The organism is uncultured Desulfovibrio sp. (genome assembly GCF_944327235.1).
Lineage (GTDB): Bacteria > Desulfobacterota > Desulfovibrionia > Desulfovibrionales > Desulfovibrionaceae > Desulfovibrio.
Genome location: NZ_CALVHE010000011.1, coordinates 18,047 through 44,838, shown reverse-complemented (window position 1 = coordinate 44,838; position 26,792 = coordinate 18,047). Strand labels below are relative to the sequence as shown.

General features: G+C 64.7%; 20 protein-coding genes and 1 pseudogene. 4 read left to right on the top strand and 17 right to left on the bottom strand.

Going from position 1 to position 26,792, the window contains the following annotated elements:
* The first annotated feature begins 381 nt into the window (after positions 1-381).
* The gene (locus Q0K00_RS03210) at positions 382-2,061 is read left to right on the top strand and encodes an AMP-binding protein (RefSeq protein WP_297227327.1); all 1,680 of its coding nucleotides are present in this window, start codon (positions 382-384) and stop codon (positions 2,059-2,061) included.
* Between the two features lie 69 nt (positions 2,062-2,130).
* On the top strand, positions 2,131-3,369 hold the full coding sequence (gene sppA, locus Q0K00_RS03205) for a signal peptide peptidase SppA (RefSeq protein ID WP_297227326.1): 1,239 nt from the start codon (positions 2,131-2,133) through the stop codon (positions 3,367-3,369).
* A gap of 480 nt (positions 3,370-3,849) precedes the next feature.
* On the opposite strand, the gene Q0K00_RS03200 is transcribed toward sppA, so the two are convergent.
* Positions 3,850-4,776, bottom strand: coding sequence for an EamA family transporter (locus tag Q0K00_RS03200; protein WP_297227325.1), 927 nt, complete (start codon positions 4,774-4,776; stop codon positions 3,850-3,852).
* A 371-nt stretch (positions 4,777-5,147) separates the two neighbouring features.
* Here Q0K00_RS03200 and Q0K00_RS03195 point away from each other — a divergent pair, with 371 nt between their 5' ends.
* Positions 5,148-6,050 carry a flagellin gene (locus Q0K00_RS03195; RefSeq protein WP_297227295.1) on the top strand — a complete coding sequence of 301 codons (903 nt, stop codon included), beginning with the start codon at positions 5,148-5,150 and terminating at the stop codon, positions 6,048-6,050.
* Between the two features lie 193 nt (positions 6,051-6,243).
* Here the strand turns inward: Q0K00_RS03195 and tnpA are convergent.
* The 10 genes and pseudogenes from tnpA to Q0K00_RS03145 form a co-directional block, all read right to left on the bottom strand.
* Positions 6,244-6,698, bottom strand: a pseudogene (tnpA, locus tag Q0K00_RS03190) (IS200/IS605 family transposase).
* 197 nt (positions 6,699-6,895) lie between these two features.
* A complete protein-coding gene (locus Q0K00_RS03185) occupies positions 6,896-8,989 on the bottom strand; it encodes a methyl-accepting chemotaxis protein (RefSeq protein WP_297227324.1) in 2,094 nt (697 codons plus the stop codon).
* A gap of 112 nt (positions 8,990-9,101) precedes the next feature.
* Positions 9,102-13,085: an MFS transporter gene (locus Q0K00_RS03180; protein WP_297227323.1), complete on the bottom strand. Its 3,984-nt coding sequence runs from the start codon at positions 13,083-13,085 to the stop codon at positions 9,102-9,104.
* 82 nt (positions 13,086-13,167) lie between these two features.
* Complete coding sequence (locus Q0K00_RS03175; RefSeq protein ID WP_297227322.1) at positions 13,168-13,503, bottom strand: metalloregulator ArsR/SmtB family transcription factor; 336 nt, start codon at positions 13,501-13,503, stop codon at positions 13,168-13,170.
* Positions 13,504-13,748: 245 nt separating this feature from the next.
* Positions 13,749-15,635, bottom strand: a complete 1,887-nt coding sequence (locus tag Q0K00_RS03170; protein ID WP_297227321.1) for an asparagine synthase-related protein — start codon at positions 15,633-15,635, stop codon at positions 13,749-13,751.
* 148 nt (positions 15,636-15,783) lie between these two features.
* Entirely contained in the window at positions 15,784-16,188 is a 405-nt protein-coding gene (locus tag Q0K00_RS03165; RefSeq protein WP_297227320.1) for a DUF1036 domain-containing protein, read from the bottom strand.
* 171 nt (positions 16,189-16,359) lie between these two features.
* Positions 16,360-16,902 (bottom strand): 2-oxoacid:acceptor oxidoreductase family protein, encoded by a 543-nt coding sequence (locus Q0K00_RS03160; RefSeq protein WP_297227319.1) that lies wholly within the window; start codon positions 16,900-16,902, stop codon positions 16,360-16,362.
* The gene (locus tag Q0K00_RS03155; protein ID WP_297227318.1) at positions 16,899-17,711 is read right to left on the bottom strand and encodes a thiamine pyrophosphate-dependent enzyme; all 813 of its coding nucleotides are present in this window, start codon (positions 17,709-17,711) and stop codon (positions 16,899-16,901) included. Before Q0K00_RS03155 ends, Q0K00_RS03160 begins: the two co-directional genes overlap by 4 nt.
* A gap of 1 nt (position 17,712) precedes the next feature.
* Positions 17,713-18,807: a 3-methyl-2-oxobutanoate dehydrogenase subunit VorB gene (gene vorB / locus Q0K00_RS03150; protein ID WP_297227317.1), complete on the bottom strand. Its 1,095-nt coding sequence runs from the start codon at positions 18,805-18,807 to the stop codon at positions 17,713-17,715.
* A complete protein-coding gene (locus tag Q0K00_RS03145) occupies positions 18,804-19,025 on the bottom strand; it encodes a 4Fe-4S binding protein (protein ID WP_297227316.1) in 222 nt (73 codons plus the stop codon). The genes vorB and Q0K00_RS03145 overlap by 4 nt, the downstream gene beginning before the upstream one ends.
* Before the next feature lie 263 nt (positions 19,026-19,288).
* On the opposite strand from Q0K00_RS03145, the gene Q0K00_RS03140 reads away from it, so the two are divergent.
* Entirely contained in the window at positions 19,289-20,275 is a 987-nt protein-coding gene (locus Q0K00_RS03140) for a DMT family transporter (protein WP_297227315.1), read from the top strand.
* A 373-nt stretch (positions 20,276-20,648) separates the two neighbouring features.
* On the opposite strand, the gene Q0K00_RS03135 is transcribed toward Q0K00_RS03140, so the two are convergent.
* The 6 genes from Q0K00_RS03135 to Q0K00_RS03110 all read right to left on the bottom strand — a co-directional run bounded on the left by Q0K00_RS03135 (position 20,649) and on the right by Q0K00_RS03110 (position 26,708).
* Entirely contained in the window at positions 20,649-21,170 is a 522-nt protein-coding gene (locus Q0K00_RS03135) for an adenylyl-sulfate kinase (protein WP_297227314.1), read from the bottom strand.
* Positions 21,171-21,172: 2 nt separating this feature from the next.
* Positions 21,173-21,925: a class I SAM-dependent methyltransferase gene (locus Q0K00_RS03130; RefSeq protein WP_297227313.1), complete on the bottom strand. Its 753-nt coding sequence runs from the start codon at positions 21,923-21,925 to the stop codon at positions 21,173-21,175.
* A gap of 74 nt (positions 21,926-21,999) precedes the next feature.
* On the bottom strand, positions 22,000-22,761 hold the full coding sequence (locus Q0K00_RS03125; protein ID WP_297227311.1) for a class I SAM-dependent methyltransferase: 762 nt from the start codon (positions 22,759-22,761) through the stop codon (positions 22,000-22,002).
* 68 nt (positions 22,762-22,829) lie between these two features.
* A complete protein-coding gene (locus tag Q0K00_RS03120; RefSeq protein WP_297227310.1) occupies positions 22,830-23,618 on the bottom strand; it encodes a phosphocholine cytidylyltransferase family protein in 789 nt (262 codons plus the stop codon).
* Entirely contained in the window at positions 23,619-26,027 is a 2,409-nt protein-coding gene (locus Q0K00_RS03115) for a PEP-utilizing enzyme (protein ID WP_297227308.1), read from the bottom strand.
* 15 nt (positions 26,028-26,042) lie between these two features.
* Complete coding sequence (locus Q0K00_RS03110) at positions 26,043-26,708, bottom strand: gamma-glutamyl-gamma-aminobutyrate hydrolase family protein (RefSeq protein WP_297227306.1); 666 nt, start codon at positions 26,706-26,708, stop codon at positions 26,043-26,045.
* Positions 26,709-26,792: the final 84 nt, after the last annotated feature.

The following is a 26,792-nucleotide window of genomic DNA, read 5'->3' as shown; positions in this document are numbered from 1 at the left end:
TTCGGCTCTTGGCAGAAAACCTCCAGCTTCATGTCTGAGCAGAGGGTGAACAACGTATTGACACTCTACACCTAGGGCCTGTTAATACTTCGCTGCCTGTTTGGGGGAAGGGCCCCCTCGCTCTGCCGTCGATGCCCGTAAGGCGCCTGCGTCACCTCACGGGCATGGCCCTGCGGGCCGCCTTTCGATCGCCGCCGGCGCGGGAGGGCCAGTCTTTTCGCAGGGAAGCGAGAAAAGGCGTTCCCGCCCTTCTTCCCCCAAGCCCCCCCATTCCTTCCCCAGCGCGCTTTCGCCGGGGAAGACCGCGGGATATGCGGCGGATCCCCACGAAGCTACCGGAACGCCCTGCCGCGCGTGCGCGCGCATTGCGGAGGATCATTTATGGATGAAAAAGTTCGCGAACGTCAGGCGCAATTCGTCCTGCGCGAGAAGACGCTGGGCCAGATCCTGGACGAGACCGTGGCGCGTTTCCCGGACAGGGATGCCGTGATCTATGCCGACCGCAACTACCGCAAGACATGGCGGGAATTTGCGGAGGTCGTGGATGATTTCGCCAAGGGACTGATGGCGCTGGGCGTGCAGAAGGGAGAAAAGGTCGCCGTCTGGGCCACCAACGTGCCGTACTGGGTGGCCCTGCAGTTCGCCACGGCCAAGATCGGCGCCATCCTGCTGACGGTGAACACCAATTACCGGGAGCATGAGCTGCGGTATCTGCTGCAGCAGTCCGAGTGCGAGAACATCTTCCTCATCGACAGTCTGCGCGATCACGACTATGTGGACACGCTCTACAAGATCGCACCCGAACTGCGGATACAGTCGCGGGGCGAACTGCGCTGCCGGGATCTGCCGCATCTGAAGCGGGTCTGTTTCCTCGGGGCGGAAAAATACCGCGGCATGTATTCCGTCTCGGAGATCATGGCCATGTCCGTCATGGTGGACGACGAGGAATACGCGGCGCGGCAGGCGTCCCTCGACCCCTGGGACGCCATCAACATGCAGTATACCTCCGGCACTACGGGCTTTCCCAAGGGGGTCATGCTCACTCATGTGGGCGTGGGCCTCAACGGTTACTGGATCGGCCGCCACCAGCGTTTCACCGAACAGGACCGCGTCTGCCTGCCGGTGCCGCTCTTCCACTGTTTCGGCTGCGTGCTGGGCGTCTCGGCCTGCGTCAATCACGGGGCCTGCATGGTCATCCTGGAGTCCTACAATCCCCTGCAGGTGCTTGCCGCCGTGGACAGCGAGCGCTGTACCGCCCTCTACGGCGTGCCGACCATGTTCCTGGCGGAGCTGGAACACAAGCTGTTCAAGCGCTTCGATGTCTCCAGCCTGCGTACGGGCATCATGGCCGGTTCCGTCTGCCCGGAATCGCTCATGCGTCGCGTGGTGGACGAGATGAACATGAAGGAGATCACCATCTGTTACGGCCTGACCGAAGGCTCGCCCGTCATGACCCAGTCGGACATCCATGACCCGCTGTCCGTACGTTGCGAGACCGTGGGCTGCGCCATGCCCGGCATCGAGGTGCGCGTGGCCGATCCGGATACCTGCGAGGAACTGCCGCGCGGGCAGGTGGGAGAGATCATCTGCCGCGGTTACAACGTCATGAAGGGCTACTACAAGATGCCCGAGGAAACGGCAAAGGCCATTTCCCCTGACGGCTGGCTGCATTCCGGGGACCTCGGCATCATGGACGAAAACGGCTACGTGCGCGTGACCGGCCGCATCAAGGACATGATCATCCGCGGCGGCGAGAACGTCTATCCGCGCGAAGTGGAGGAATTCCTGCTGGAGATGCCGGGCGTGCTGGACGTGCAGGTGGTGGCCGTGCCCAGCCGCAAGTACGGCGAAGAGGTCGGTGCGTTCCTCATCCCCCGGCCGGGCGTTGAACTGGCCCCGGAGGATGTCCGCGCCTTCTGCCGCGGCAAGATCGCCTGGTACAAGGTGCCGCGTTATGTGGCCATCGTGTCCGGTTTCCCGCTCACGGCCAGCGGCAAGATCCAGAAATACAAGCTGCGGGAGATGGCCGCCGAGCGCTGGCCGGAAGCCATGCAGAAATAAGCCTCACGGCCCCTTCCGGACATGGCGCGTCCCGGACCGGAATCCCGCAAGAACCACAAAGGAACCCTGATGAAAAAGGCCATGCCTCTGCCCGAACCCTGGTCGGAAAACGACAACGCTCCGCACAGCACCGCCCTGCCCGGCGCAAGGGACGTGCTGTTGTCGCGAGGACCAGCCTCCTCCCCGGCAGCCGCGACGGAAGAAGCCCCCAACCCGGCTGCCTCCTCCGCCCCATCCGCGACGACGGACGCCGTTCCTCGTGATGAGGAGACGCCCGCCTCCCAAAAACTGACGGACATCCCCCTGCCCGGCGAAAACTTTTCTCCGGAAGAAGGACCGCAACGCGCGGGGACCAGCGTGCTCCCGACAGCGACCTGCCCCGGACAAGGACAATGTCCGCTGGCCCGCATCCCCGAAAGCGCCTGGAAGGAGATTTTCCGCCGTCCCTTCCGACGGCGGCATCCGGTGATCTTCTGGAGTATCGTCCTGCTGGTGCTGGCGGGGCTTGCCGCCGCCCTCCTACTGGATGAGGACGACCTCGGCGGCGAACGCATCGCCCTGCTGGAAGTGCGCGGCCCCATCAGCGACGTGCGGCCTCATCTGGAATGGCTGGACAAGGTAGCCGCCAACCCTGACGTCAAGGGCCTGTTGGTGCGGGTGGATTCCCCCGGCGGCAGCGCCGCGGCCTCGCAGGAACTTTATGAAGCGATAGCCGCTCTGGGCAAACGCATCCCCGTGGCCGTCTCCATGGGCGGCACGGCCGCGTCCGGCGGTCTGATGGTCAGCATGGCGGGCAAGCGCATCTTTGCTAATGCCGCCACGGTGACGGGGTCCATCGGCGTGCGTATGGATATCCCCCAGATACGCCAGCTACTGGACAAGATCGGCGTGGGGCAGGAGACCCTCACTACCGGCCCCTACAAGGATGCCGGTTCCATGCTGCGTCCGCTGACGCGCGAAGAACGCGAGTATTTCGAGGGCCTGCTCAAGGATATGCACGACATTTTCGTGGGCATCGTGGCGCAGGCGCGCGATATGCCGCAGGCAAAGGCCGCGGAGCTTGCCTCCGGCAAGGTCTTTACCGGACGGGAAGCGCTCCGGCTGGGCCTGGTGGACGAGCTGGGCACGGCCAGCGACGCGCGGCGCTGGCTGGCCGAACAGTGCCATGTGCCTGCCACACGCAAGCTGTTGCGGCGCCCCCGCGAGGACAATTGGTGGCGGCAGTCCCTGCAGAGCCTCCTGCAATCGCTGCTGCACCTGGATACGGCCGCCGCGGGAGCCGGTCCGGCCTTCCTGTATCAGATGTAGCCGCTTCCCTCGCCCTCGTTTCAACGCCGGAGCCGCCTTCCCTGCGAAGCGCTCCGGCGTTCCTGTCCCAGGGCCTGTTAGGACCTGTTAGAGCATTTTCAGTTTGAAACGCTTTGCGTTTCAAACCATACGGCCTGTCGTTTCGCGGAAAAACGCGGTTTTCCTGCTCACTTTGGGCCGGGCGGCGCTGTGCCGGGCCTCGCATTTTGCCTTTTTCAAAGGCAAAATGCTCTAACACTATTCGCTGCCTGTTGAGGGGAAGGCCCCCGCTCTGCTGTCGATGCCCGTAAGGCTCCTTTGTCGCCTAACGGGCACGGCCTACGGCCGCCTTTCGGTCGCTCCCTTCCCCCAAGCCCTCCATTCCTTCCCCAGCGCGCTTTTACCGGGGGAAGAGCCGAGGACACGAGGCAACCCTGCTCCAAAGGCAAGTGGACGGCAGGACCGGTCCGTCGCGGGATGCGCTGGCTTGACGCTGCCCGTTCAGTCCGTCCGGGGCCGGGCAAAGGCCAGCAGCGCCACGCCGAGGACAAGCAGGCCGATGCCGCAACCGTCGGTCAGGCTCACGTCTTCATGGAGCAGGAAGATGCCCCAGCAGGCGGCGGCCAGAGGTTCGGCCAAGGCCAGCGTAGCCGCCGTGGCCGCCGGCGTGCGCGCCAGTCCGGCCGTGGTCAGACTGAAGGCCAGTGCCGACGTGACCACGCCGAGATAGAGCGCCGTCCCCGCCCCCGCCGCGCTGGCCAGCCAGCCTACGGGAAAAAGCAAGAGCATGGGCAGCAGGAGCGTGCCGCTCAGGCCGCACAAGACCAGCATGACGCTGTCCGGCGCGAAACGGACGCCCAGCGGTTTGCTGAACACGAAATAACAGGCATAGCCTGTGCCGGCTGCCAGCGGCAGCAGCAAACGCTGCCAGTCAGCCGTATCCCCATCCCCCAGATTAAGGAAGACCAGTCCGGCCAGCGCCAGCGCCGTGGAAGGGTACCAGAGCGGCGCCGGCCGTTCGTCCAGCACGGCCCAGGCCAGCAGAGCGGCCACCAGCGGCGAAAAGCCGATGGCCACCACCGTGCCCACGGCTACGCCCGCAAGCTGCACGCCCTTGAAAAAACAGATCTGGAACGCCACCAGTCCCAGCGCCGCGGGAAGCATCCAGCGCAGGGGCCACTCCGCCAGTCGCGGCAATCTGCTCCGCAAGGCACACCAGACGAAGAGAGCCAGCGCCGCCACCTGCATACGCAACGCGCCGATGACATAGGGGGTCGCCCCTTCGGGCGCAAACGCCTGCGCCGTGCCTGAGGTACTGAAACAGAGCGCCCCCAGCAACACGAGCAGCGCACCGCTCGCCCCCGTCTCCCGTCGGGCGGCAAGCGAAACATCACAGACGGCGTCAGGATGGAACGAGGTTTTGTCCACAGATATCCTCCGGCGACAAATAGGCAGCGCAGAGGCGACAGACGGCGTATCCTGCCGCTCCGCCGCCGCAGACGACAGGCGCGCAACGGCGATGCCCGCGCTCCCTTTGCTTGAACATGCCCGCTTTCCTTGTTGCAGGCAATGGGAATTTTTGCACAAGCCTGCTCTTTCATCAGGACGGCGCTCGACGAACAGGCTCCCGCCCACGAGCTGCCAGCCGTTTCGACTCCATTTCCCATCGCTCGCCAAAAAAATGCGAGAAAAAAATTTTTTTCTCTAAACCCCGTTCCTTTTCCGCCGATAAAGAGGGCAGTCGCCTGCAGGGAAGCAGGTTATCATCCACTCCGTACAGACATTCAGGGAGGAATGTTATGTATATCAATCACAACTCGATGGCCACCAACGTTGCCAACACTCTGACCGGTCACTATGGCAACCTGCAGACCTCTACCCAGCGCCTGTCCTCCGGTATGCGCATCAACAGCGCCGCTGACGACGCCGCCGGTCTGGCCATCAGCGAACTCATGCGCGCCGACGTTGCCGCCCTCAATCAGGGCGTCCGCAACGCCAACGACGGTATTTCCCTTATCCAGACCGCTGACGGCGCCCTTGGCGTTATCGACGAAAAGCTGATCCGCATGAAGGAACTTGCGGAACAGGCCGCCACCGGTACCTACGACTCCACGCAGCGTCTGATGATCGAATCCGAATACCAGCAGATGGCTTCGGAAATCACCCGTATCGCCAACGCCACCGACTTCAACGGCATCAAACTGCTCGACGGCACGCTGTCCGCCATGAACAATGCCGACGGCAAGATCCACGACGGTTCTCAGCTGACCGCTCAGGGCGCCTTGAAGGTGCACTTCGGTACGGCCAACGACTCCGCTGAAGACTACTACTACATCGAGATCGGTGACTGCACCGCCTCCGCTCTGGGCGTGGGTATCTCCGCTCGCGCCGGCGCCGCCGGTAGCACCATCTCCACGCAGCAGGCCGCTCAGGAAGCTCTGGTGGCCATCAACAACGCCATCGTGTCCAAGGACAAGATCCGTGCTCACCTCGGCGCCATGCAGAACCGTCTGGAAAACACCGTGACCAACCTCACCGTGCAGTCCGAAAACCTGCAGGCCGCCGAATCCCGTATCCGTGACGTGGACGTGGCCACCGAAATGACCAACTTCGTCCGCAACCAGGTGCTTACGCAGTCCGCCGTGGCCATGCTCTCGCAGGCCAACAGCATGCCGCAGATGGCTCTGCAGCTCATCGGCTAAGCGCTCTGAAGCCTTTCCGACTCTCTGGGCAGCCCGCAAGGGCTGCCCTTTTTTTATGGTTTTAGCCAGTTGAGCGCCCAAGGCGCGAAAAGGAACCCACCGGCAAAGCCGGTGGTTCTTCATATGCGCCTATAAGGCTTTTTTACCAGCCGCGCCCTAACAGGCACATAGCGGTCTGACATCTGCATATTTGTTACTTGCGGCCCGTAAACGAGCTGCCTGCATGAAGACTGAGCTGTGCCCCCAGCTTGTCTTCTTCTAATTGCTTGCGGATATATTCACGGATTTTTGTCGCATTTTTGCCTACTGTATCCACATAATACCCACGGCACCAAAACTCACGGTTGCGATACTTGAGCTTCAAATCTCCGAATTGTTCATATATCATCAGGCTACTTTTCCCCTTCAAATATCCCATGAACCCCGAGGCACTCATTTTGGGCGGAATTTCAAGCAACAAGTGGATATGGTCAGGATAACATTCAGCCTCAATGATATTAACCCTTTTCATTCGCACAATTTACGCAAAATTTCACCGATTGCTCGCTTTTTCTCTCCATAGAAAACTTGGCGACGATATTTGGAAGCAAAGACTACATGATATTTGCAGTTCCATTTGGTATGTGCTAGACTTTTGTTGTCACCCATTGTGACCTCCTTTTGATTTGCTTCATTGTTGCAGTTGCCAGACCGCAACGAGATACTAGCAAATCAAAAGGAGTTTTTATAACACACGCAAAGCTTTAAGCTTTTTTGAACCTCCCGCCTAGCGGGAGGTTTTCTTCATACAAAAAGTGGGCGCACTTTCGTGCGCCCACTCTTCACAACTTCGTTTTCAGAAATGACTAAGGCGTTGCCTTCATATCCTGCACGATGGAGTTGAGCGTGCTCGTCTCGTGGGCCAGGTCGTTGACGGCCTGCGCCGCCTGCTCCATGGCCGAGGCATTCTCATTGGCTACCTTGTTGATGTCGGAGATGGAGCGGTTGATCTCCTCGCTGGCGGCGGACTGTTCCTCACTGGCCGCCGCAATGGCGCGGACCTGATCCGCCGCGCTCTCGGCAAGCTGCACGATCTCCTCGAGCGCCGAACCGGACGTATTGGCCAGGTCCGTGGCCTCATTGATGCCGTTGACGGCCACGTCCACCTGCCGGATGGATTCATCCGCGCTCTGCTGGATGCTGCGGATGGCCTGTCCCACTTCGGACGTGGAGGCCATGGTCTTTTCCGCCAGCTTGCGCACCTCGTCCGCCACCACGGCAAAACCGCGACCGGCTTCCCCGGCGCGGGCCGCTTCGATGGCGGCATTGAGGGCCAGCAGGTTGGTCTGGTCAGCGATATCAGAGATGACGCCCATGATCTGTCCGATGGACGCGGCGCTTTCGCCCAGCTTGCCCATATCTTCCTTGAGCACCAGCGAGAGCTGATGCACGCCCTCGATGCTGCTGACCACCTTGCGGACGATCTTGGCCCCGTCTTCGGCCTTGAGCCGCATGGAATTGGAGACTTCCGCGGCGCTGCCCGCGCTGCGAGCCACTTCCATGACGGTGGCGTTCATCTCATTCATGGCCGTCGCCGTCTCAGCGGCGCGGTCCGCCTGCTGCTGCGCGCCGTCGGCGGAAAGCTGCACCTGAGCGGAAAGCTCGGTCGCCGCCGAAGAGATGACGTTGGTCGCTCCTTCCAGCTGCTCGGCGGCGTGCAGGATACCTTCCCGCTTGGCCACTTCCGCCCGCTGGAACGCCTTTGTGGCCGCTTCCGTGGCTTCCTTGGCGCGAGCTGTCTGCTCTTCGGCCTCGCGTGCCTTGTTCTTGGCGTTTTCGATGCTGTCACTCAGGTTATGGACCATGCCGCCAAGGCTCATATGCAGCTTGAGCAGTTCGCCGTAGAAGATCTTGCTGTCGGGGATGGCGCTGAAGTCGCCCGCCGACACGGCTTCGGCCGCCGTGAGCATGATGCCGAGCGGACGGGTGATGCTGCGCGCGATGAACAGAGCGATCGCCAACGCGATGAGCGTGATGATCCCTGTAAGCAGCAACAGCCGCAGCACGGCCTCATTGCAGTGAGCGTAGATCTCTTCCACATCCTGCACCGCGGCAAGCTTCCAGCCGTTGCCCGTGGTCAGCACGTTGACCCGCACGGCCTTCCCGCCGATGGTCGTCTCGATGATGGAAGAATTCGCCCGCAAGATGGCCGCATAACCGGGGTCCGGCAATTCCTTGCCCACGGTCTTGCCCACATTGCCGGCCGCGATGGGATCGCAGAGGACGCGCCCCGTCCCTTCCAGCACCAGGAAATACCCGGTCTTGCCGAACTTGAGACGGGTCAGCATGGCGGAAAAGCTCTTGAGAGAAACATCTATGCCCACGATGCCGGCCAGCTTGTTGTCCGGCCCCTTCATCTTCTGCGTGACGGCAAAGACGATGTCCCCGGTAAGCGAGACATAGGCCTCAGACAGCAGCCCATCTTGCGCGGAGGCAGCCGTGGCCGTGTACCACGGCCGCTTGCTGGTATTGAAACCGGCAGGGACCTTCATCTCGGCAAGGCCGGTGGCGTAAGCCCCATTGGGATAACCGACATATACCTCGAGATAGTCGGCATTCTTGCTGTTGATATTTTGGAGCGGCACAAGAGCGGCGCGGACTTCCGGGCTGGTGACGGCGGAGGCGTAGTCGCGTTCCTGCGTGGTGGTGCTGAAATTGGGCATACTGTCGGCCAGGGCGACAAGATCCGCCATACTGGCCACCAGGGCGGCATTGGTTTGTGCCGTGCGCAGGAAGTTCTCCAGATAATCATCCAGAAGACTCAGCTGCCTTCCCGACGACTGCGAGAACTCGCTGTCCGCATCATCACGCATCTGCATACTGGCAAAAAAGATGCCGCCGCTTGCCGTGAGTAAAATGGTCAGGAAAAAGCCCAGGATTATACGCAGTTTTATGCTCATTCGCCCTCCTGCCGCCGGTCGGCTCGCGACCACGTGCTAACAAAGTTCCTTATGTCTTAACGGCAGGAATCATGCAAGCTATAGGCCGGACAGGCGGCGCGCCCGTGCCCGTTCAGCGGGCCTGCGAGGCATCCCCTCCTTCCGCGCGCAAACGCCTGTAGTCGATCTTGCCGGAACCCAGCAGGGGCAGCGCGGCAAGATGGCGGACATGGCGCAGCATATGCAGACCTGAGAAGCCCTCCGCCTGCAGGACGGCATTGGCCTCGGCGCAAGTCACGGATAGCGTGGTATACAGCGTCAGCTGCGGCTGCTCATCCGCATACACGGCATCCACCGCCAGACAGGGACCTCCGTCCGCGTCCTGCGCGACGAAATGACGCCGCAGGACGTCCTCCAGCTGCGGCAGGGAGATCATCTCGCCGCCCAGCTTGAGGAAACGTTCCCGTCGTCCGGCAAAGGTCAGCAGGCCCGTCTGGTCAGCCAGGACAAGATCCCCGGTATTGTACCAGCGTTGCCCGTCCAGCGTGACGAAAGGCATGGACGGTTCACCGCCCTCCGACGAGAGATATCCCCCGAAAACATTGGGGCCGCGTACGAGCAGCAGGCCCGCCTGTCCGGCTTCAAGGCGCTGATAGGGCGGATACGGAGACACCACGGCCACCTCGACCGACGGCAGGGGCCGCCCGATGGTGCAGGGACGGGCCTCCTCCGGCAGGTTGACGCAAACGACGGGGGAACATTCCGTCACGCCGTACCCCTCACAAAGCAGGCCGCCACCGGTCTGGCGGGCGAATTCCGTATACAGGCGCTGCGGACAGGCCTCCGCGCCCACAAATCCCAGTCGCAGGGAGTCGAGGTCCCCCGGCCGGGCCTGCCGCAGCATCCCTTCAAGGAAGGTCGGCGGGGTGACCAGCAGGGTGGGCCGCCAGCGGCGGCAAAGCTCGGCCAGCCGCCCCCCTTCGGCGGGGTTGGCATGGTAGACCACCGGCATACCGAAACAGAGCGGCAGGACGATATTGCCCGTCAGTCCCAGAGAATGGAAGGGCGGCAGCATGGCCAGCATGGCGTCATGCGTGTCCAGAGCAAGGACGGACGCCACGTCCCGGCAATTGGCCAGGATGTTGTCGTGCGTCAGAGGCACCCCCTTGGGCGAGGCTGATGAGCCGGAGGTAAAGAGGATGGCCGCCTGCGGCGATATGTTCCGCCCGACGGCGCAGCCTTCCCAGCCGAGCAGAGAGAGCCGGGCGCGCAAGACGCCTGCCAGCCGCAAGGAAAGGGGCAAGGCGGCGCTGACTTCTTCCAGCAGCAGCCAGTCGGCCCCGCTCTCGGCAACGGTCTTCTCGATGGCCCGTTCATCAAGGCGGCGAAGCAGCGCACGAGCGCTGATCAGATGATGCACGCGCGTCAGCGAAAGCGCATGGCGCAGATTGCGTACGCCGGTCGTCCAGTTGAGCATGACCGGCGTATTGCCCGACAGCAGTACCGCCAGCCAGCACAGCGCCGCAGCGGAAGAAGCGGGCAACATGATGCCGAGAGGCTGCCCGCTGCCGACGCGTCGGCGCAGGAAAAGGGAAAGTACGACGGCGCGCGTCCAGAAGGCGCTTGCCGTCAGCATCTGCCCGCCGTCGGCAAGCAGCGGACGGGACGGCATGGTGCGGATCTGACGCAGGATGGTCCGCACCAGATCGTCCGCCTCCGGCAACACGAGCGGTCGCCTGGGCTGGCCCCGCAGACAGGACTGCCAGCGTTCGGCCTGCTCCCGCGCGGCCTCTTCCTGAGCGGGGGAACGCGCGACGAGTTGTCTGCAAGCGGCCAGCAGACAGTCATGCACCGTCCGCAGATCACCCGGCTCGGCAGCGGCCCGCCCGGAGAGGGACGCGAGTTGCAGGCTCAGGTCCACGACGGCAAGGCTGTCCAGACCGAGATCGCTGTCCAGCCGCTGCTCCGGCCGCAGATCCTCCGGTCGGGGCTGGAGCGGCGAAAGCTCGGCCAGCAGGCGGACCACGTCCAGATAGACCTTTTCATCCAGACCGGAAGGCGTCGTATACTCGCTCCGGCTCTCCCGAACGGTCAGCGGCTGATCCGGCACTTCCGGCTCACGCCGGGAAAACGGTACGCGGCGCAACACATCCGGCTCCGCGGCGTAGCAGGCTTCCAGCAGGGCATTGAGCGCCGTCACGCCGTCTTCCGGGCCTGGCAGAGGCCGCGGACGGACAAAGGTGATGCGTACCTCCCGGCGACGCAGGAAAAAGATGCCGTTACGCAGGAGCGCAAGCAGTCCCCGGAGCAGGGAACGCCCCAGCGACGGCGCGCCGTCGGCCCAGCTGAAGGAAGAGCCCCAGAGGCCCCGCGTACGGATGACGACAGGGACGCAGTCGGGCACGGCCCGCAACAGACGATAGGCGCCGCTGTTGCCGCCAAGATGCGTCTGTCCGTCATGGCTCAGGCTGCCGGAGGGATAGACGAGCAGGTTCTCCCCCTGTTCCAGCGCGTCGGTACAGCGGGCAAGGCTCTCCTGTACCTTCTTGCGGGCGGAGATACCTTCCCTGCGCAGGTCGGGCAGGGGGATGCAGCGCATGAAGGCCGCCAGCGGCCGCAGCCAGAAACGCCCGATCTGATGCCTGTCCGCCAGCGGACGCGGCGACCACGGCGCAAGCCAGGCGCAGAGGATCACCGGGTCCATGAAGGCGGGATGGTTGGGCAGCAGCAGCAGGCCGCGCCCGCGTGTTTCGGCTTCCTTGGCGGCTTCCCGCAGGCAGTCCAGCCCTTCGAGACGCACCTGATAGCGAAGGGAGAGCGCTCCCCGGAGGAAGGCCCCCAACGCCCGCCGTGCGGTCTGGAGGAACACGCCGCTCTTTTCCGTGCGCTGCGGCAGGCGGGCGATCCCGGCTGCGAAGCCTCCTGCCGTCAGAAGGGTGAGGAGACCGAGCAGGGCCTGCCCTGTGGCGGGCGAGAGCAGCGACAGCGGGTAGTAGCAAGCCCCGGCAAGCAGCATGGCGAAAAAGGAGAAGAAGTTGCACAGACCGAGGATACGCCCCTTTTCTCCGGCTGCCGGGCGTACCTGCAGATAGCTGGATACAGGCACGATGTAGAGGCTGCCGCAGACGCCGATGGCGGCATAGCAAAGGCAGAGCAGGGGGAAGTGCCATGCCGACGGCGCATGGGGGACGCAGGCCACGAGCAGCAACAGTACGCCGATGGAGGCGGCCGCCGTCGGGACGGTCCGTTGCCAGTGCTGTTCTTGCCGCCGGGTCGTCAGCAACGCGCCGCCGCAGATGCCGAGCATGAGCGCGCCGGGCAACAGACTGGTCAGCGTGGCGCTGAGGCCGAGCTGATCGATGCCGAAGGCATTGATCTCCAGCAGGACCAGGACCGACAAACTGTAAAAGAAGGCATCCGCGCACAGACAGAGGAAAATGTCCCACCGGGCCCGCAGACGCAGGAACCCGACAGCGGAATCCCATGCGCCGAACAGCGGAAAGGGGGGGAGCTCTTCCGGGCGGGCCGCGGCGGGACGGAAGGGGATGAAAGCCACGGAACACAGCCCCAGCAGGGCTATGCCCAGTACGGTCAGGGCGACCAGCCAGCGTCCAAAGGGGATGCTGGTGGCAAACCATTCGCATTCAATCGCGGCGCCGGACAGCGCCATGCCCAGCAGGATGGAGAGCGTGGTGGAGAGCCTGAGCAGGGCATTGGCCCGCGGCACCTGCGCCTGCGGGAAGATCTCGGGCAGAGAACCGTTGAGGGCCGGACTGAACAGCGCCGAGCTTGCGCCCATGCAGAAGAGCATGGCCAGCATACCGCCCCAGTTCAGGGTGAGCAGCCCCCAGGCCCCGGCCAGCATGGCGGAGACTTCCAGCAGCTTGGCCGCCAGGATCACATGGCGCTTGGGGAAACGGTCCGCCAGCCAGCCGGCCCAGGCGGAAAAGAGCACGAACGGCAGGGAAAAGAGCACCGTCCCCCAGGACTGCAGGCTGGGGAGGTGCATACTCACGGCAAGCAGCAGGACCGCCTGCTTGAAAAAATTGTCGTTGAACGTGCCCAGCGTGTAGCTGAGCCCCAGCGTCATGGCCTGACGAGTAAGATTCCGCTGCATAGCGCGCTCCTTGCGGTGCTCCGCGCATGGCGTCAGGTCGGCGCCGCCCGTCAGTCGCGGGGGATGTCCTCCGCCATGCCGCTCAACGAGGGCCGCCGTCTTCCACGGCCAGCTCCGCGAGCGCATAATCCCTCACCCGGTCGAGCATCTCCAGCGTGAAGGGGAGGTCTCGCCGGTAGAAGACTTCCTTCCCTGAGCGTTGCGGGACCAGCAGGCCCGCGCGTACCAGCACGTTGACATGGTGGCTGACGGCGGTACGGCTCATGCCCACGGTGCTCACCAGCGTGCTCAAGCTGATGCGCTCCCCCGGCTCGAAAAGCAGAAGTATCTTCTGGCGCGTGGCATCTCCCATAGCGGAAAAGACCTGCGCCACACGCTTCCAGTCGTCCGGCAGGGCAGCGATGTACTGTGTGTTCATGACCCCTGTGTAGACGGCGGGAATGTGGCTGTCAAGGAACAGCCTAGGCAAGTGAGGTAGGCTTGTCAACTAAAAAAATAGTTATGTAGTTTTATGAAACGTATGCCGCCGCATAACGCGCGACGCCTGTCCAGACGACGTTCCCCGTCGATACGCTCCGGCCATAGGCAAAAACAACGGGGAAGACGGCCCGGAGGCCGCCTTCCCCGATCTTCGCAAAAGGTGATCGACGCGGAGGCTCGCGCTCAGCCCCTGAGGCAGTGCCGCGTCCAGAGCTCCAGCATGAGCAGGGCCCAGAGCTCGATGGTGTTATTGGCGGTCCCGTCCATATGTTGGGCGACGAGCCGCCGGATCTCGGACTGATTGACCCAGTCCCGGATGGAGCATTGCGTGCTCATGAGCGCATCGAGCACCAGGGTCCGCAGCGGGCCGCGCAGCCAGCTTTCCAGCGGCACCATATTGCTGTGCCGCCGCCGGAACACGAGGTCGTGCGGCAGATGGCGCAGACCGACCATCTTGACCAGCCATTTGGTCTCATAGCCCTTGCCGGTGCTGCCGGGACGCCGGTCCGGCATACGCCTGACGCGCATACCCACCGGCAGGGTCAGGGCGAAGTCCACGATATCGTTGTCCAGCATGGGGATGCGGATATCCAGCGTGTGCGCTCCGGTGACCATGTCGATGCGCGGCAGCAGGCGACCGGCAAGGAAGTGATCCAGCTCGAAGAACTGGATCTTGTCCAGCCAGGTGGCACGCGGGCAGCGGGCAAAGGCCCGCAGCATGAACATGATGGTCAGTTGCGGATCCGCCGCGCCGCGCAAGTCCATGGAACAGAGGCTTTCCTTGCGGTTGCCGAAGAACAGGGCAAACTGGCTGTAATAGTAGCTGGCGCAAGGATCCATCTCGCCAAGCAGGCTCTTGCCGCCGTAGGCATGGGGCACGGTCTTGGTCAGCTCGGTATGCACCTTGCGCACTTCGGGCGGCAGATCCGGCGTATCGTAGAGGAAGGGCGCAAGATACCGGGCATAGCCGCCGAAGATGTTGTCCGTGCCGCTGGTGGTCACGGCGGCCCCCACATGCTGGCTGGCCATGCGGGCAAGCCGCCAGGAAGTGAGCAGGGGCGGGTCGGCAAAGGGTTCGCCCATGCGGGAGACGATATGCGGCAGTTCCTCCATGATGCCGACATCGAGCATTCCGCTCACATGGCGCGTGCCGCAAAGCTCCGCGGCCTGCATGGCCTGAGCGTTGACGCCGTGATCGGCGTCCACATAGTCCAGCGAGAGGCTCAGCATGTCCCCGGTCTGCCGGGCCGCCTTGCTGGCAAAGAGCGAGGAGTCCAGCCCGCCGGAAAGGAAAAGCCCCGTGCCGGGCGTGACGTGCCGCCGCGCCACGCGGTCCATGAGACCGTCGAGCTCTTCGATGGCGTCCTCGTCGGTGCCCTCGAATTTGCGGCTGCCGTCCACATTCCAGTAGCGCAGGAAGAAGGCGGCGCGCCCGGGCTGCCATTCCAGCCAGCTCGCCGGTTCCAGCTTGTGGATGCCTTCAAAGGCCGTCAGCGGCGCGGGCGGCATCATGAAGGTGAGATAGTGGAAGAGGGCGTTATAGTTGGGACGGCGCTCGAGGGCCGGATGCTTCAACAGGGACATGACCTCCGAGGAGAACAGGATGCCCTTGCCGGAGGAGGCGTAGTAGAGCGGTTTCTGCCCGAAGCGGTCACGTACGAGAAAGAGTTTCTGGTCCCGCAGATCCCACATGGCAAAGGCGAACATGCCGTTGAGCCGGGTCAGGCATTGCGGCCCCTGCGAGAGGAAAAGATAGGAGAGGATCTCTTCGTCCTGGCGGCTGCGGAAAACGTGGCCGCTTTTCTCGATCTCTTCGCGCAGCTGCGGCCCGTTATAGATCCGGCCGTCCAGGACGACGAGATAGCGCCCGCAGGGACTGACGAAGGGACGTTTGCCGTTGTCCTCCTCCGACTCGCTGCCGCAGTAGCCCATGATGGCCTTGTCTCCGAGATGGCCCAGCCGGGGAGGGTTCTTCCCTCGGTGGGACAGCGCGTCAAGCATGGCCGCCAGGGCCGTACGTTCTTCATCCCTCACAACTTCCGAGGTCAGGACACCACAGATTCCGCTCATAGTCACATCCTTGGGGCACGGCCCGGCCCGCCTCCCTCCCGGATGAAGGGGCAGGGCAAGGCTTTTTGGTTATCATGCAGCACTTGGTGAAAATAGACAATAGCCGCCGCCACGGCGGCAGCTTCCTCCGCGCGGCGGGCAGGGATCGTCAGTTGAAATTGATGGCGATCTTGAGATTGGGGGCCTCGTACTGACTGAAGAGCGCCATGCGACCGCCGGTGGCGGGCTGGGCGTTGTCGACCAGCGTGAACGGCTGATCGCAGACCCAGCGGTCGATGGTGTCGCCAAGCGTATAGACCTTGCCGTCCCTGACGCGCACGGCGTGGACGTAGAACACCGTATTCTTGCTGTCTATCTTGAGATGGAAGGTCTTGCCGGGCTGGATGCTGTACCAGCCGTCCGTCGACCAGTGCCCCGAGGGGCGCAGATAATGCACGGCCAGCGCGACCACGGAGCGGGAATTGTTGTTGGCTTCGATATCCAGCGCATGGACAAGGCCGGTACTGCACAACAGGCTGCAGACGAGCAGCAGGGGCAGGAGGAGAAAACGCATGGCAGGTCTCCCGTAGATTGACGGTGCATGACGCGCGGATCGCGGCGCTCTCGTCACCATGCCAAAGGTGCTCCGCAATGTCGAGAGGCGGCCCGTCATAGCGGAGGGCCGCCCTTGCGGACGGCCCTCATGGATACGACGGCAGGCGGCAGAAGGTGCTCCTGCCGACCGTCAGGCCGCGAAATCGTACCCCGCTTCCAGCGCCTTGATGTTGGCGGGGATGAGCTTGGCATAATGGGCATTGACCACGCTGTGCATGGCCTGCTTGACCGCCTCCGGGTCCAGCGCGCCGGTCGCCCGCAGCCACGCGCCCAGCGCGACCACATTGGCCATCTTCACGTTGCCCAGCTCATGGGCCATGTCGTTGACCGGGATATAGACCGTCCTCTTGCGCGCATCCAGCAGATCGCGGGACACCAGCGAGGCATTGACGATCTGCACGCCGTCCTCCCGCAGACGCGGCTGGAACTTGTGCAGGGAAGGTTCATTGAGGATGATGGCGGACATGGGCCGGTTGACCAGCGGCGAACCCACGGGGTGCGTATCCAGCACCACGGTGCAGTTGGCCGTGCCGCCGCGCATCTCCGCGCCGTAAACGGGGATGAAGCTCACTTCCAGCCCCTGCTCCAGTCCGGCCTGCGCCAGCAGATTGCCGATGAGCATGACGCCCTGACCGCCGAAACCGGCCATGATGACATCCTGATAGCCGTTCATGCCTGCACCTCGCTCTGTTTGCGCTCCTCCCGCACATCCCGAAAGACGCCCAGCGGGAAGACGGGGATCATCTCCTCACTGATGCGGCGATTGGCTTTCACGGGATCCAGATGCCAGTTGGTCGGACACCCGGCCAGCAGTTCCACGAAGCTGAAGCCCAGCCCCTGTATCTGACAGCTGAAGGCCGCCAGCAAGGCCTTCTTGGCCTGCCGGATGTGCTTCACGCTGTCGAGGGCGCAGCGCTCGGCATAGGCCACCCCGGCCAGCCCGCCCATGATCTCGCTCATGTGGATGGGCCCGCCCTCGCCCAGCAGGTGACGGCCCAGCGGGGTAGTGGTGGTCTTTTGTCCCAGCAGGGTGGTGGGGGCCATCTGGCCGCCGGTCATGCCGTACACGGTGTTGTTGATGAAGACCGCCGTGATGTTCTCGCCGCGATTGGCGGCGTGTATGGATTCCGCCAGACCGATGGCCGCCATGTCCCCGTCCCCCTGATAGGTGAAGACGATGCTTTCCGGCCGGGCGCGACGGATGCCCGTGGCCACGGCGCAGGCCCGCCCGTGCGGGGATTCCACGGCGTCCACGTTGAAATAATCGTAACTGAAGGCCGAACAGCCCACCGAGGCCACAAGGATGGCCCGATCCGCCAGTCCCAGTTCATCCAGTGCCTCGCTCACCAGACGGTGGGCGATGCCGTGGTGGCAGCCGGGGCAGTAGTGCGTGGGCTTGTGGGCCAGTGTCGGCGTGGCGTCAAAGACCAGTTCCTCGCCCGCGCCGGGGCGCAGGCGTTCGTCCGAAGTCGCGTCCTGCATGTCAGTCCTCCCTGAGTGCGGTGAGAATGGGGTCCACGAGGTCGTCCGCGCCGATGAACATGCCGGGCATGATGCCGTGCCAGCTGACCGAGGAGCGGCGGGCCAGCACGTCCAGGGCAAGGCGCACGTCCTCCACCATCTGGCCGGTATTCTGCTCCATGACCAGCAGACGGCGGTCACGCGCCACACGGCGCAGGGCCGCTTCCGGGAAGGGGAAGAGGGTCACCGGACGGAACAGGCCCACGCGGCAGCCCTGTTCGCGCAGCTGCCGGACGGCGCTGCGGGCGATGCGGGCCACGGAACCGAAGGCCACCACGATGAGCTCGGCGTCCTCGCACTGCCATTCCTCCCAGTCCACATGGGCGCGCATGGCCTCATACTTGCGCATGAGCAGCACGTTGCGCTCGGCCAGCGAGCCTTCGGCCAGATAGACCGACTTGAGCAGGCGCGGCGTCGCGCCGGGGCCGCGTCTGCCGTGCCCTTCCAGCCGCCAGGGCGCGGACAGGGCGGCATAGCCGTCGGCCGTCAGGGCGTCCTCGGGCGGCTGCCGCCGCACGCCTTCCTTGATCTGGGCCACGATGGCGTCGCCCAACACCATGACCGGATTGGCGAAGGTGAAGGCCAGACGAAAGGCGCGGAACATGAAGTCATAGCATTCCTGCGCCGTGGACGGAGCAAGCACGAAATTGCGATGGTCGCCGTTGCCGCCGCCCTTGACCGCCTGGAAATAGTCGCCCTGCGAGGGGCCGATGTCCCCAAGCCCCGGCCCGCCGCGCATCATATTGACGATGACGCCGGGGATCTGGCTGCCCGCCATGTAGGAGAGGGATTCCTGCATGAGCGCGATGCCGCAGCTCGAGGAGGAGGTCATGGCCGGGATGCCGCAAGACCCCGCACCCAGCAGCATGGCGCTGGCGGCAAGCTCGCTCTCGGCCTGCACGAACTGGCCGCCGTTCTCCGGCAGCAGACGGCTCATGGCTTCGGGGATCTCGTTCTGCGGGGTGATGGGATAGCCGAAATAGCAGCGGCAACCGGCGTCCAGCGCGCCATAGGCCACGGCCTCGTTGCCCTTGATGAGGATACGTCCGTCATTCATGCCGGTCTGCCTCCGCTCTTGTCGCGGAACACGCGGATGGCCGTATCGGGACACATGAGGGCACAGGAGGCGCATCCCGTGCAGCGGCCTTCCGTTTCCATCACTTCATAGCCCTGCCGGTTGAATCGCCCGGCGGGACGGATGATGTGCGCCGGGCAGGCTTCCACGCACAGGCGGCAGCCCTTGCAGCGCTCTTCCAGAAATACGATTCGAGACATAGATGATTACCCTTTGCGGCCGCGGTATGGGCAGCGCCCGCTTCCGTATTTGATTCCTGTTCAGCCAAACAGTCAAGCGGGAAGGCCTCTTGACTTTTCTCCGGTTTTGTTGCCAAAGCCGTCTTTCTGCGGCGGGCTTGATCAGGCACCGCCCATCTTCTCCCCTGAGACAGGCTTGCCGCCGGACCGCGGGCAGGCCCTGCCGGGCACGCCGAAAACGACGTGCCGTCAATCTTCAAGAAACATCCGACGGAGGCTGCCGCATGATGCTGGGGAACAACGGCGCGGGCTTGCTGCTGGCGCTTTTGACGGCGCTGTTCTGGGGCGCATTGCCGCTGGCGGTGAAACATCTGCTGCCGGTCATGGATGCGGTGACGCTGGTCTGGCTGCGCTTCTGCGTGGCGGCTGTCTGGATATGGTGCGCTCCCGCCGTGCGCGCCTCGCGCGATCCGCAGCGGGCCGCCGCCGCGGTCCCGGCCGCTCCGGCCGCGCCGTCCCGGCGGCGCACCTGGCTGCTGCTGGCGGTGGCCTCGGCCAGCCTGGGGGCCAACTTCGTGTTCTTCAACTCTTCCGTGGCCTATCTCAGCGCCTCGGCCTGTCAGATCCTGGCGCAAGCCGGCCCGGTGCTGCTCCTGCTGGGCGGGGTATTCATCCTGCGGGAAGCCTTTTTGCCCGTCCAGGCCGTGGGCGTCGGCCTGCTGCTGACCGGACTGCTGTTGTTCTTCAATACCCGGCTCGGCCTGCTCTGGGGCGGCGACAGCGATTTTTCCTTCGGTATGCTGCTGGGCGGCTCCGCCGCGCTGGTCTGGGCGACCTACGGTCTGGCCCAGAAGGTGCTGCTGCGCCACCTCACGCCCACCCGCATCTTGCGGGTCATCTATCCCTGCTGCGCTCTGGGGCTCGCGCCGCTCGCCACGCCCGCGGACATCCTGCGTGTGGACGCGGTACAGCTCGTCTGCCTGATCTTCGCCTGCATCAATACGCTGGTGGCCTACGGGTCCTTCACCAAGGCCATGAGCATCTGGCACGCGGCCAAGGTCAGCGCCGTGGTGGCGACCACGCCGCTGTTCTCGCTGGTGCTGGAATCCCTGTTGCACAGCCTCTGGCCGTCGGCCTATCCGCTGGACAGCGTGGGCCTGCTCAGTCTGCTGGGCGCGTGCGTCGTCGTGCTGGGCGCGCTGGGCATAGCCGTGGGGCCCATGCTGCATCTGCCCCACCTGCCGCATCTGCCGCGCCGCCACCGCCGGTAAGCCGTTCCCCAAAGAAGACCGGGCCGCCCCGACAGGCGGCCCGATACGCATCACGCAACGAGAGACAGAGCCCCGCAGCTGTTTCGCTCCGTCTGCTTTGGGGGCGAGGGCGCCTCGTGTCTCCGGCTCTTCCCTCGGTAAAAGCTCGCTGGGGATGGGAAACCCGCTCCCGCGCTGGCAGCGCCCCAACGGGCGGCCCGCAGGGCCGTGCCCGTTGCGACGCAGGAAGCTACGGGCATCGACAGCAGAGCGCGACCGAAAGGCGGCCCGCAGGGCCGTGCCTGTTAGGCGACAAAGGAGCCTTACAGGCATCGACAGCAGAGCGAGGGATTCCCCTTCCCCTCAAACAGGCAACGAATAGTGTTAACAGGCGCTAGACCTGCCCCTCCGTCAGACGGAGGACGGCCTCCACGCAGTCGTCCAGGGAAAGACGTGCCGTGGGCAGCACCAGATGCGGGGACAGCGGCAGATCCACCGGGGTCTCCGCTCCGGCCATCTGACGCACGCTGCCGTTACGCGCCGCCGCATACAGCCCCTTGGGGTCCCGCTGGCGGCGGACCTCCTCCGGCACATCCAGGAAGATCTCCCGATAGCCGGGCAGGTTTTCCCTGTTCCATTCGTGGATCTCATGGAACAGGGAAATGGTGGCCATGATGACGGTATGGCCCTGTCCGGCCAGCAACTTGCAGAAACGGGCATAAGTGCGGGCCAGCTCAAGACGGCTCTCCCGGTCGAAGCCGGAAGCCGTCACGCCCAGCACGGCGCGCAGCTCGTCGCCGTCCAGCAGGATGGACTGCGGCAGCCGGGCCTGCAGGGCGCGGGCCAGCGTGCTCTTGCCCGCGCCGGAGAGGCCGGTGATCCAGAAAACGCGCCCTGTCTGCGCGCCCCTGTCCATACTCAGTCCACGCGACGGGCAAGCCAGGCCCGCGTCGTATAGGGGATGGCGATGCTCTCCCGGCCGAGCCCGGCAAGATAACGCTCGATCCGGTCTATGATGGTCGCGAACTTGTCGCCCGCCTGCCGGTGCAGCGTGGAATGGGAGCGCCATGCCTCCACGATCTCCGCCGGGCTCTGGGCATGTTCCACCTCGCCCTGCACGGGAGTGATGTCCGTGAACAGGCCGGAAGCGCGGATGACCTCGGTCTGATCCTCGCGGCGCGTGCCGTAGCCGTATTCGGGGATGGCCTGCCTGATGATGTCCTCGATGCCCTGCTGGACGGGATCCCGCAGATCCCTGTGGTTCCAGAGGCAGACGAACCACTTGCCGGGCTTGAGCAGGCGGTGGGTCTCGGCAAGGGCGGCGGCCCGGTCGCAGACGTTGAAGGAGGAACCGAAGGAGACGAAGTCATATATCCCCCCCGGCCGTCCGGTATGTTCGCCCGTGCCTTCGTACCAGCTCACCGCGGGGAAGTCCGCCGTACGCCGCGTCCCCAGCGCCCGCATGGCGTCGTTGGGCTCCACGGCATCCACCCGACAGCCGAAACGGACGAGCGGGAGCGTGAGATGCGCGACGCCCGCGCCGATGTCGCAGACAAGATCGTCCGCCCGCAGCCCGGCGATGCGGAAGATGTCCTCCAGAGCGGACGGGGCATAGTCCGGACGCTTGAGATAGCTTTGGGCCAGCGTGGTATAATCCCAGGCTGTCTTCATGGATCCCTCCGATATGCGGGGACATGCGCTCCCGTGTCCGACGAAGCGTCCCCCTTTTTTTGGCTAGATGCTCTTCAATTCGCCCGGCGGGCGATCCAGGCCCGCGTCAGGTATTCGGCTTCGATATCATGGAGATCCGCCGTCTTTTCCCGGATATAGGCAAGGAAGGCGGCGAACTTCTCTTCACCGAGCTGCACGCGCACGTCATTGACGGATTCCCACAGGCCCAGATAGCGCTCGGGGCTCTGGTGCTCGATGTGGCGGCCTTCAAGATAGATGACCTCATCGAACTCGCGGCAGGCGGCAAGGCGCTCCGTCAGCTGGTTGCAGAAGGCCGAGCGGCCGGATGAGACCCGTTGCATGTCGGGCGCAAGGCTGCGCAGATGCTCCTCGATCTCCACCAGCAGCGGATTGGATTCATAATAACGGGTGTTCCAGAGCGCCATGAAGTGACCACCCGGTTTGAGCAGGCGATGGAACTCCCTCACGGCGGCGTCAAAATCCGGCCAGTGGAAGGACGACGCCATGCAGGCAAGATCGAAAACGCCGCCTTCCAGGCCGGAAGCTTCGGCGGAGTCTTCGTGCCAGCGGATGGCGTACGGCCCGTTCTGCTTCTGTCCGGCCTCGCGCATGGCGGCATTGGGTTCCACCGCGTCCACTTGCGCCCCGACGGCCGCCAGTTGCCGGGACCATATGCCTGTCCCCGCGCCGGCGTCCACGCAGCGCGGTCGCGGCTGTCCGCTCAGGCGGACGAATACCTCAGCGATCATGGGCGCATAGCCGGGGCGGTAGCAGGCGTACTTTTCCGCCAGCGCCGTAAAGTCACCGTGTTTCATGCGGGATACCTCCGGGTGTCCCCATTTCGGGAAAGCTTTATGCGCGCACGGCCCAAGGCCGCGCCTCCTCATCGCCAGTCATGATCCCAGCCGCCCTGCGCAAGGCGGCTCTCGTAGGCGCGCAGATCGTCCTGATCGTCCACCTCGCACCAGCGCCCCTCCACGGGAACGGCCGCCACAGGTATCCGGCGGCTCAGGAGCAGGCGAAGGAAACTCGTCATATCGGTGCGATCCACCGCGTCGCCAAGCTCCCGGCAGACGGCGGAAACGGTCTGCCAGCCCTGCGGCGTCAGGCGCAAAAGCCCCATATACTGCCCGTGGATGTCGTCCATGCCGCACGGCTTGCGTCCGATGTCGCACAGCAGGCCGTCACGGCAGGCAAAGCTTTCGGCATCCGACAAGGGATCGGCAAATCGGATGCGCCAGAGCGCTTCCCACCGTGTATCGTAGGTGAGGGACACGGCATGATCGCCGCCCCCGGCGCACAGGGCGCGCACATGCTCCGCCGGATAGACGATGTCCGCATAGCTGACGACCACTTCCGTCTCGCCGTCGGCAAAGGCCGCCTCCAGCCACGGGCCGGCACAGAGCAGGGAGGCCAGCATGTTGCATCGTGCCCAGCGCGGATTGTCCACCGTGGCAAAGGCGCCGGACGGCAGCCCGGCGGCCTCCGGCACAAGGCGCTCCGCCAGATAACCACGCACCACCAGCACATCCTTCGCTCCGGCGGCCCGCAAGGCGTCATATTGCCAGCGCAGAAGGGGCTTGCCCGCAAGGGGGACCAGACACTTGGGCCTGTCGTCGGTCAGTTCGCGCAGCCGGGAACCACGCCCGGCGGCAAGGATCAGCGCGTCCATTCATACCTCGGTATGCAGGGGGGTTATACGTTTTCCGGCGCAATCCAGCAACAGCAGACGGGCCTTGCCCGCACGCTCATAGAGGATGCCGCCGCAACCGATGGCGGCGGGCAGGCCGTATTCCGCGCAGCGGATGGCCATATGAGAATTGGCCCCGCCGTAGCAGGTGACGAGGCCCGCGATGTTGCGGGTGAACAGCCAGTCGTAGCCGGGATCGGCGCTTTCGATGCAGACGATGTGCCCTTCCAGCGCTCCGGCCCCGGCCTCGCCGCCGTCCAGCACCGTTACCGGCGCTTCCACGCGGCTGCGGGTGATGAAATTGGGCTCGCTGCGCTGCTGGGCCGCCACATAGACATCCCGCTCCGAACGGATGAGGGGCGCGAGGCGCAGCGAACGGGCCAGTTCATGCTGGCGACGCTGTTCCGCGATGACGGAAAGATAGTAGGGTCGGGCCTCGTCCGGCAAGGGCGCGTGCAGACTGCCGGTGATGACATCCAGCGGCAGCATGGCGCAGGCTTCGCGGTCGAGATCCAGCCGTTCGCCCCAGGCGGCGATGGTCTCCAGGACGGCGGAGACGTGGCGCGAAAAAATGAACTTGATGCGCTCGCGTCCCGCGATGGCCTGACGGGCATAGTCCAGCAGACGGTCGGGCGTACAATCCAGTCCGGCTTCGTCCAGCAGCAGGCTCAGGGCCTCGTGTTCGGCGGGCGTCAGCACAAAGCCCTCGGGTTGCGGCGGTTCGGGCGACTGCGCCGCCCCGGCAAAGAGATCGCGCCGGGCGTAGCAGGGAGTCAGGATGTCATAGGTACCGGGCCGCAGATGGCCGTAGCGCGCCATGAAGGCCGGACGCCGTTCGGGCTGGCGCACCGCCTCGGCAAAATCGTGCGAAAGCTCGCCGGAGACCGTGCGGATGGTCCGCTTGAAGGCGGCCAGCCGCTCTTCGCTCAGGGCCTCGCGGCGGACGGCCGAACGCAGCAGGCTTTCCGCCATGAAGGCATGGCGGGCGGCCACGGAAAAGGGCAGCGTGCCCCATTCCTTGCATTCCTCCAGCAGGGAGATGAGCGAAGCCGCCAGCGAGAACGGCGTCCCCGACGGCGTGGCGGAGAGCATGATGCCCCGCTGGCGCGCCTCCAGCTCGCAGGCGTCCCGCAGGGCTTTTTCCAGACTGCCGGGGGCGGGCGTCTGTCCGGCGGGCCGCAGGGCACGGTTGGTGAGGCGGCGCAGGGCGGCCTTGTAGGTCAGACGCTCCGTGACGGAGAGCGTTTCCGGGTAACGCTCGCGGAACGTCTCGTCAAAGTCGAAGTCCAGCACGGTGGGAACGATGGCGAACTCGATCTTGTCGTGCAGCTCCGGATGCGCGTCGAGGCGATCCGTCCAGGCGTCCACCAGACGCTCGGCCGCCGGTTCGGGGATGCCGTCCGGCAGGAAGGAATTGAAGCTCGCGCGCACGTCGATATAGGGCCGTCCGGCGAGAGAGAGCATGAGTTCCACCGGCGGCAGGGCCCGGTAGCCCATCTGACGGCGGGCCAGACGCCAGACCTGCCGGGTGATGATGTCCCGGTAAAGGCTCATGGCCAGCGGACGCGGCGTGATGCCGATGATCTCCGCCGGGTTCCAGTCCGGCATGACGCCGAGCATACTCCGGCTGCCCGCCAGTCCCGGACGCCGGGCCATGATGTCGCGGGCGTAGGTCTCCACATGGCGGATATGGCGGGAGACCGCCTCCGCCACCTGAGCGCGCCAGTGTCGCGCCGCGGCGATGGGCCGGGCCTGGAGCAGGTGCACCACGGCCCGCGTGTCCACCACGAACTCCACGTCCAGCGGCAGACCGGCAAAGAAGTCCTCCAGACGCCGCACCAGCTCCAGCACGGCGCGCAGGCGCGGCGAATCGAAATATTCCGCCCTTGCCCCCCGATAGACATAGACCGTCTTGCTGACGCCGCTGCCGCTGGTGATGGTGTCCGTACGGCCGGAGACATCGTCATAGTTGATGACATAGTACGGGGAGCCGTCATCCAGCGTACGGGTCATGACCACCCCGCTCATGGCCACATGAGGGATCATGGGCTGGACGAGCACCTGATCCTCGTCGTGCGCATAGCGGGAGACCACCTTGCCGATGGCGCTCCGCAAGCCCGCAACGTCCTGTGAAGGTACATGCAGCACGCTGTCGAATGCGCCCGCAAGGGATTGCGTACCGCTGTCCTCCCCGCAGGCCGAGGACCGCACCGCCAGTGACGTGGCGGGGAAACGCTCCCTGATCCCGTCAAGCACGGCTTCCGGTTCGGCAAACCAGCGGGCGCGGGTAAAGAACAGCAGCGGAGGTACCGGGAAATCATGCCCATACAGCAGGGCCAGCGTTTCCGCCTTGGTGCCGGGCGTCGGAGGAGCTGCGGGAGACGAGGTCATGGCGTGCGACGCATGTCAGTTGATGGTGAAAAGGGCCTGCAACAGGGGCAGATCGCAGGCAGCCGGCTGCGGTTCGCGTTCAGGATGCCAGAGGATGCCCCGCCACGGCAGGCGGGTATGGACAAAAGCCTCCACGCTGCCGTCCTCCGGACAAACGGCCAGAGGGGCCAGACAGGCGGGCAGATGAGCGGCTTCCAGCCCCCAGGCGTGGTAGGAATTGACCTCCCCCCTCCGCCCGGCGGGCGGCAGTCCGGCGGGACCGGCCTCGACCGACCGCCAGACGATGTCATGCCGTGTCGCCACATGCCGCTCCGGTGCCAGGGGAACGAGTCGCGCGCCCGCCTGACAGGCCAGCAGTTGCGCTCCCCGGCAGACGCCCAGTACCGGCAGCCCTTCCCGCTCGGCCCAGCGGAGCAGAGCCGTTTCCGTCTCGTCCCTGTCGGGCGTGGCGCCCAGATCGTCGCCGCCGGTCAGCAGCAGCCCCCGGACGCCCTGCCGCCGGGCAAGCTCCACGCAATCCCCTCCCGTATTGGGCAGCATGAGCCAGTCCGGCGCATGACCGCCGAGGCGTCCAAGGCGATCGAAAAGGACTGGCCAGTCCCGCGCCAGAGCATCGCGCGTCTCGCCATGATCGGAACGCACCACGCGCATGGTCACGCCTATACGACGGGCATGTGGCATAACTTCCCCAACCGGCATCGAAGATCTTGCGGGTCATCGCGGGCATCGGGCGGGCATCGGAGCCCGCGCGAACGGATACACCTG

Bases quoted from the DNA above. Each gene is read 5' to 3' on its own strand.
- Q0K00_RS03120 (WP_297227310.1), bottom strand. From the start codon at position 23,618: ATGGACGCGCTGATCCTTGCCGCCGGGCGTGGTTCCCGGCTGCGCGAA.
- Q0K00_RS03110 (WP_297227306.1), bottom strand. From the start codon at position 26,708: ATGCCACATGCCCGTCGTATAGGCGTGACCATGCGCGTGGTGCGTTCC.
- Q0K00_RS03125 (WP_297227311.1), bottom strand. From the start codon at position 22,761: ATGAAACACGGTGACTTTACGGCGCTGGCGGAAAAGTACGCCTGCTAC.
- Q0K00_RS03210 (WP_297227327.1), top strand. From the start codon at position 382: ATGGATGAAAAAGTTCGCGAACGTCAGGCGCAATTCGTCCTGCGCGAG.
- Q0K00_RS03130 (WP_297227313.1), bottom strand. From the start codon at position 21,925: ATGAAGACAGCCTGGGATTATACCACGCTGGCCCAAAGCTATCTCAAG.
- Q0K00_RS03180 (WP_297227323.1), bottom strand. From the start codon at position 13,085: ATGCAGCGGAATCTTACTCGTCAGGCCATGACGCTGGGGCTCAGCTAC.
- Q0K00_RS03185 (WP_297227324.1), bottom strand. From the start codon at position 8,989: ATGAGCATAAAACTGCGTATAATCCTGGGCTTTTTCCTGACCATTTTA.
- sppA (WP_297227326.1), top strand. From the start codon at position 2,131: ATGAAAAAGGCCATGCCTCTGCCCGAACCCTGGTCGGAAAACGACAAC.
- Q0K00_RS03175 (WP_297227322.1), bottom strand. From the start codon at position 13,503: ATGAACACACAGTACATCGCTGCCCTGCCGGACGACTGGAAGCGTGTG.
- Q0K00_RS03170 (WP_297227321.1), bottom strand. From the start codon at position 15,635: ATGAGCGGAATCTGTGGTGTCCTGACCTCGGAAGTTGTGAGGGATGAA.
- Q0K00_RS03115 (WP_297227308.1), bottom strand. From the start codon at position 26,027: ATGACCTCGTCTCCCGCAGCTCCTCCGACGCCCGGCACCAAGGCGGAA.
- Q0K00_RS03140 (WP_297227315.1), top strand. From the start codon at position 19,289: ATGATGCTGGGGAACAACGGCGCGGGCTTGCTGCTGGCGCTTTTGACG.
- vorB (WP_297227317.1), bottom strand. From the start codon at position 18,807: ATGAATGACGGACGTATCCTCATCAAGGGCAACGAGGCCGTGGCCTAT.
- Q0K00_RS03195 (WP_297227295.1), top strand. From the start codon at position 5,148: ATGTATATCAATCACAACTCGATGGCCACCAACGTTGCCAACACTCTG.
- Q0K00_RS03165 (WP_297227320.1), bottom strand. From the start codon at position 16,188: ATGCGTTTTCTCCTCCTGCCCCTGCTGCTCGTCTGCAGCCTGTTGTGC.
- Q0K00_RS03145 (WP_297227316.1), bottom strand. From the start codon at position 19,025: ATGTCTCGAATCGTATTTCTGGAAGAGCGCTGCAAGGGCTGCCGCCTG.
- Q0K00_RS03155 (WP_297227318.1), bottom strand. From the start codon at position 17,711: ATGCAGGACGCGACTTCGGACGAACGCCTGCGCCCCGGCGCGGGCGAG.
- Q0K00_RS03135 (WP_297227314.1), bottom strand. From the start codon at position 21,170: ATGGACAGGGGCGCGCAGACAGGGCGCGTTTTCTGGATCACCGGCCTC.
- Q0K00_RS03160 (WP_297227319.1), bottom strand. From the start codon at position 16,902: ATGAACGGCTATCAGGATGTCATCATGGCCGGTTTCGGCGGTCAGGGC.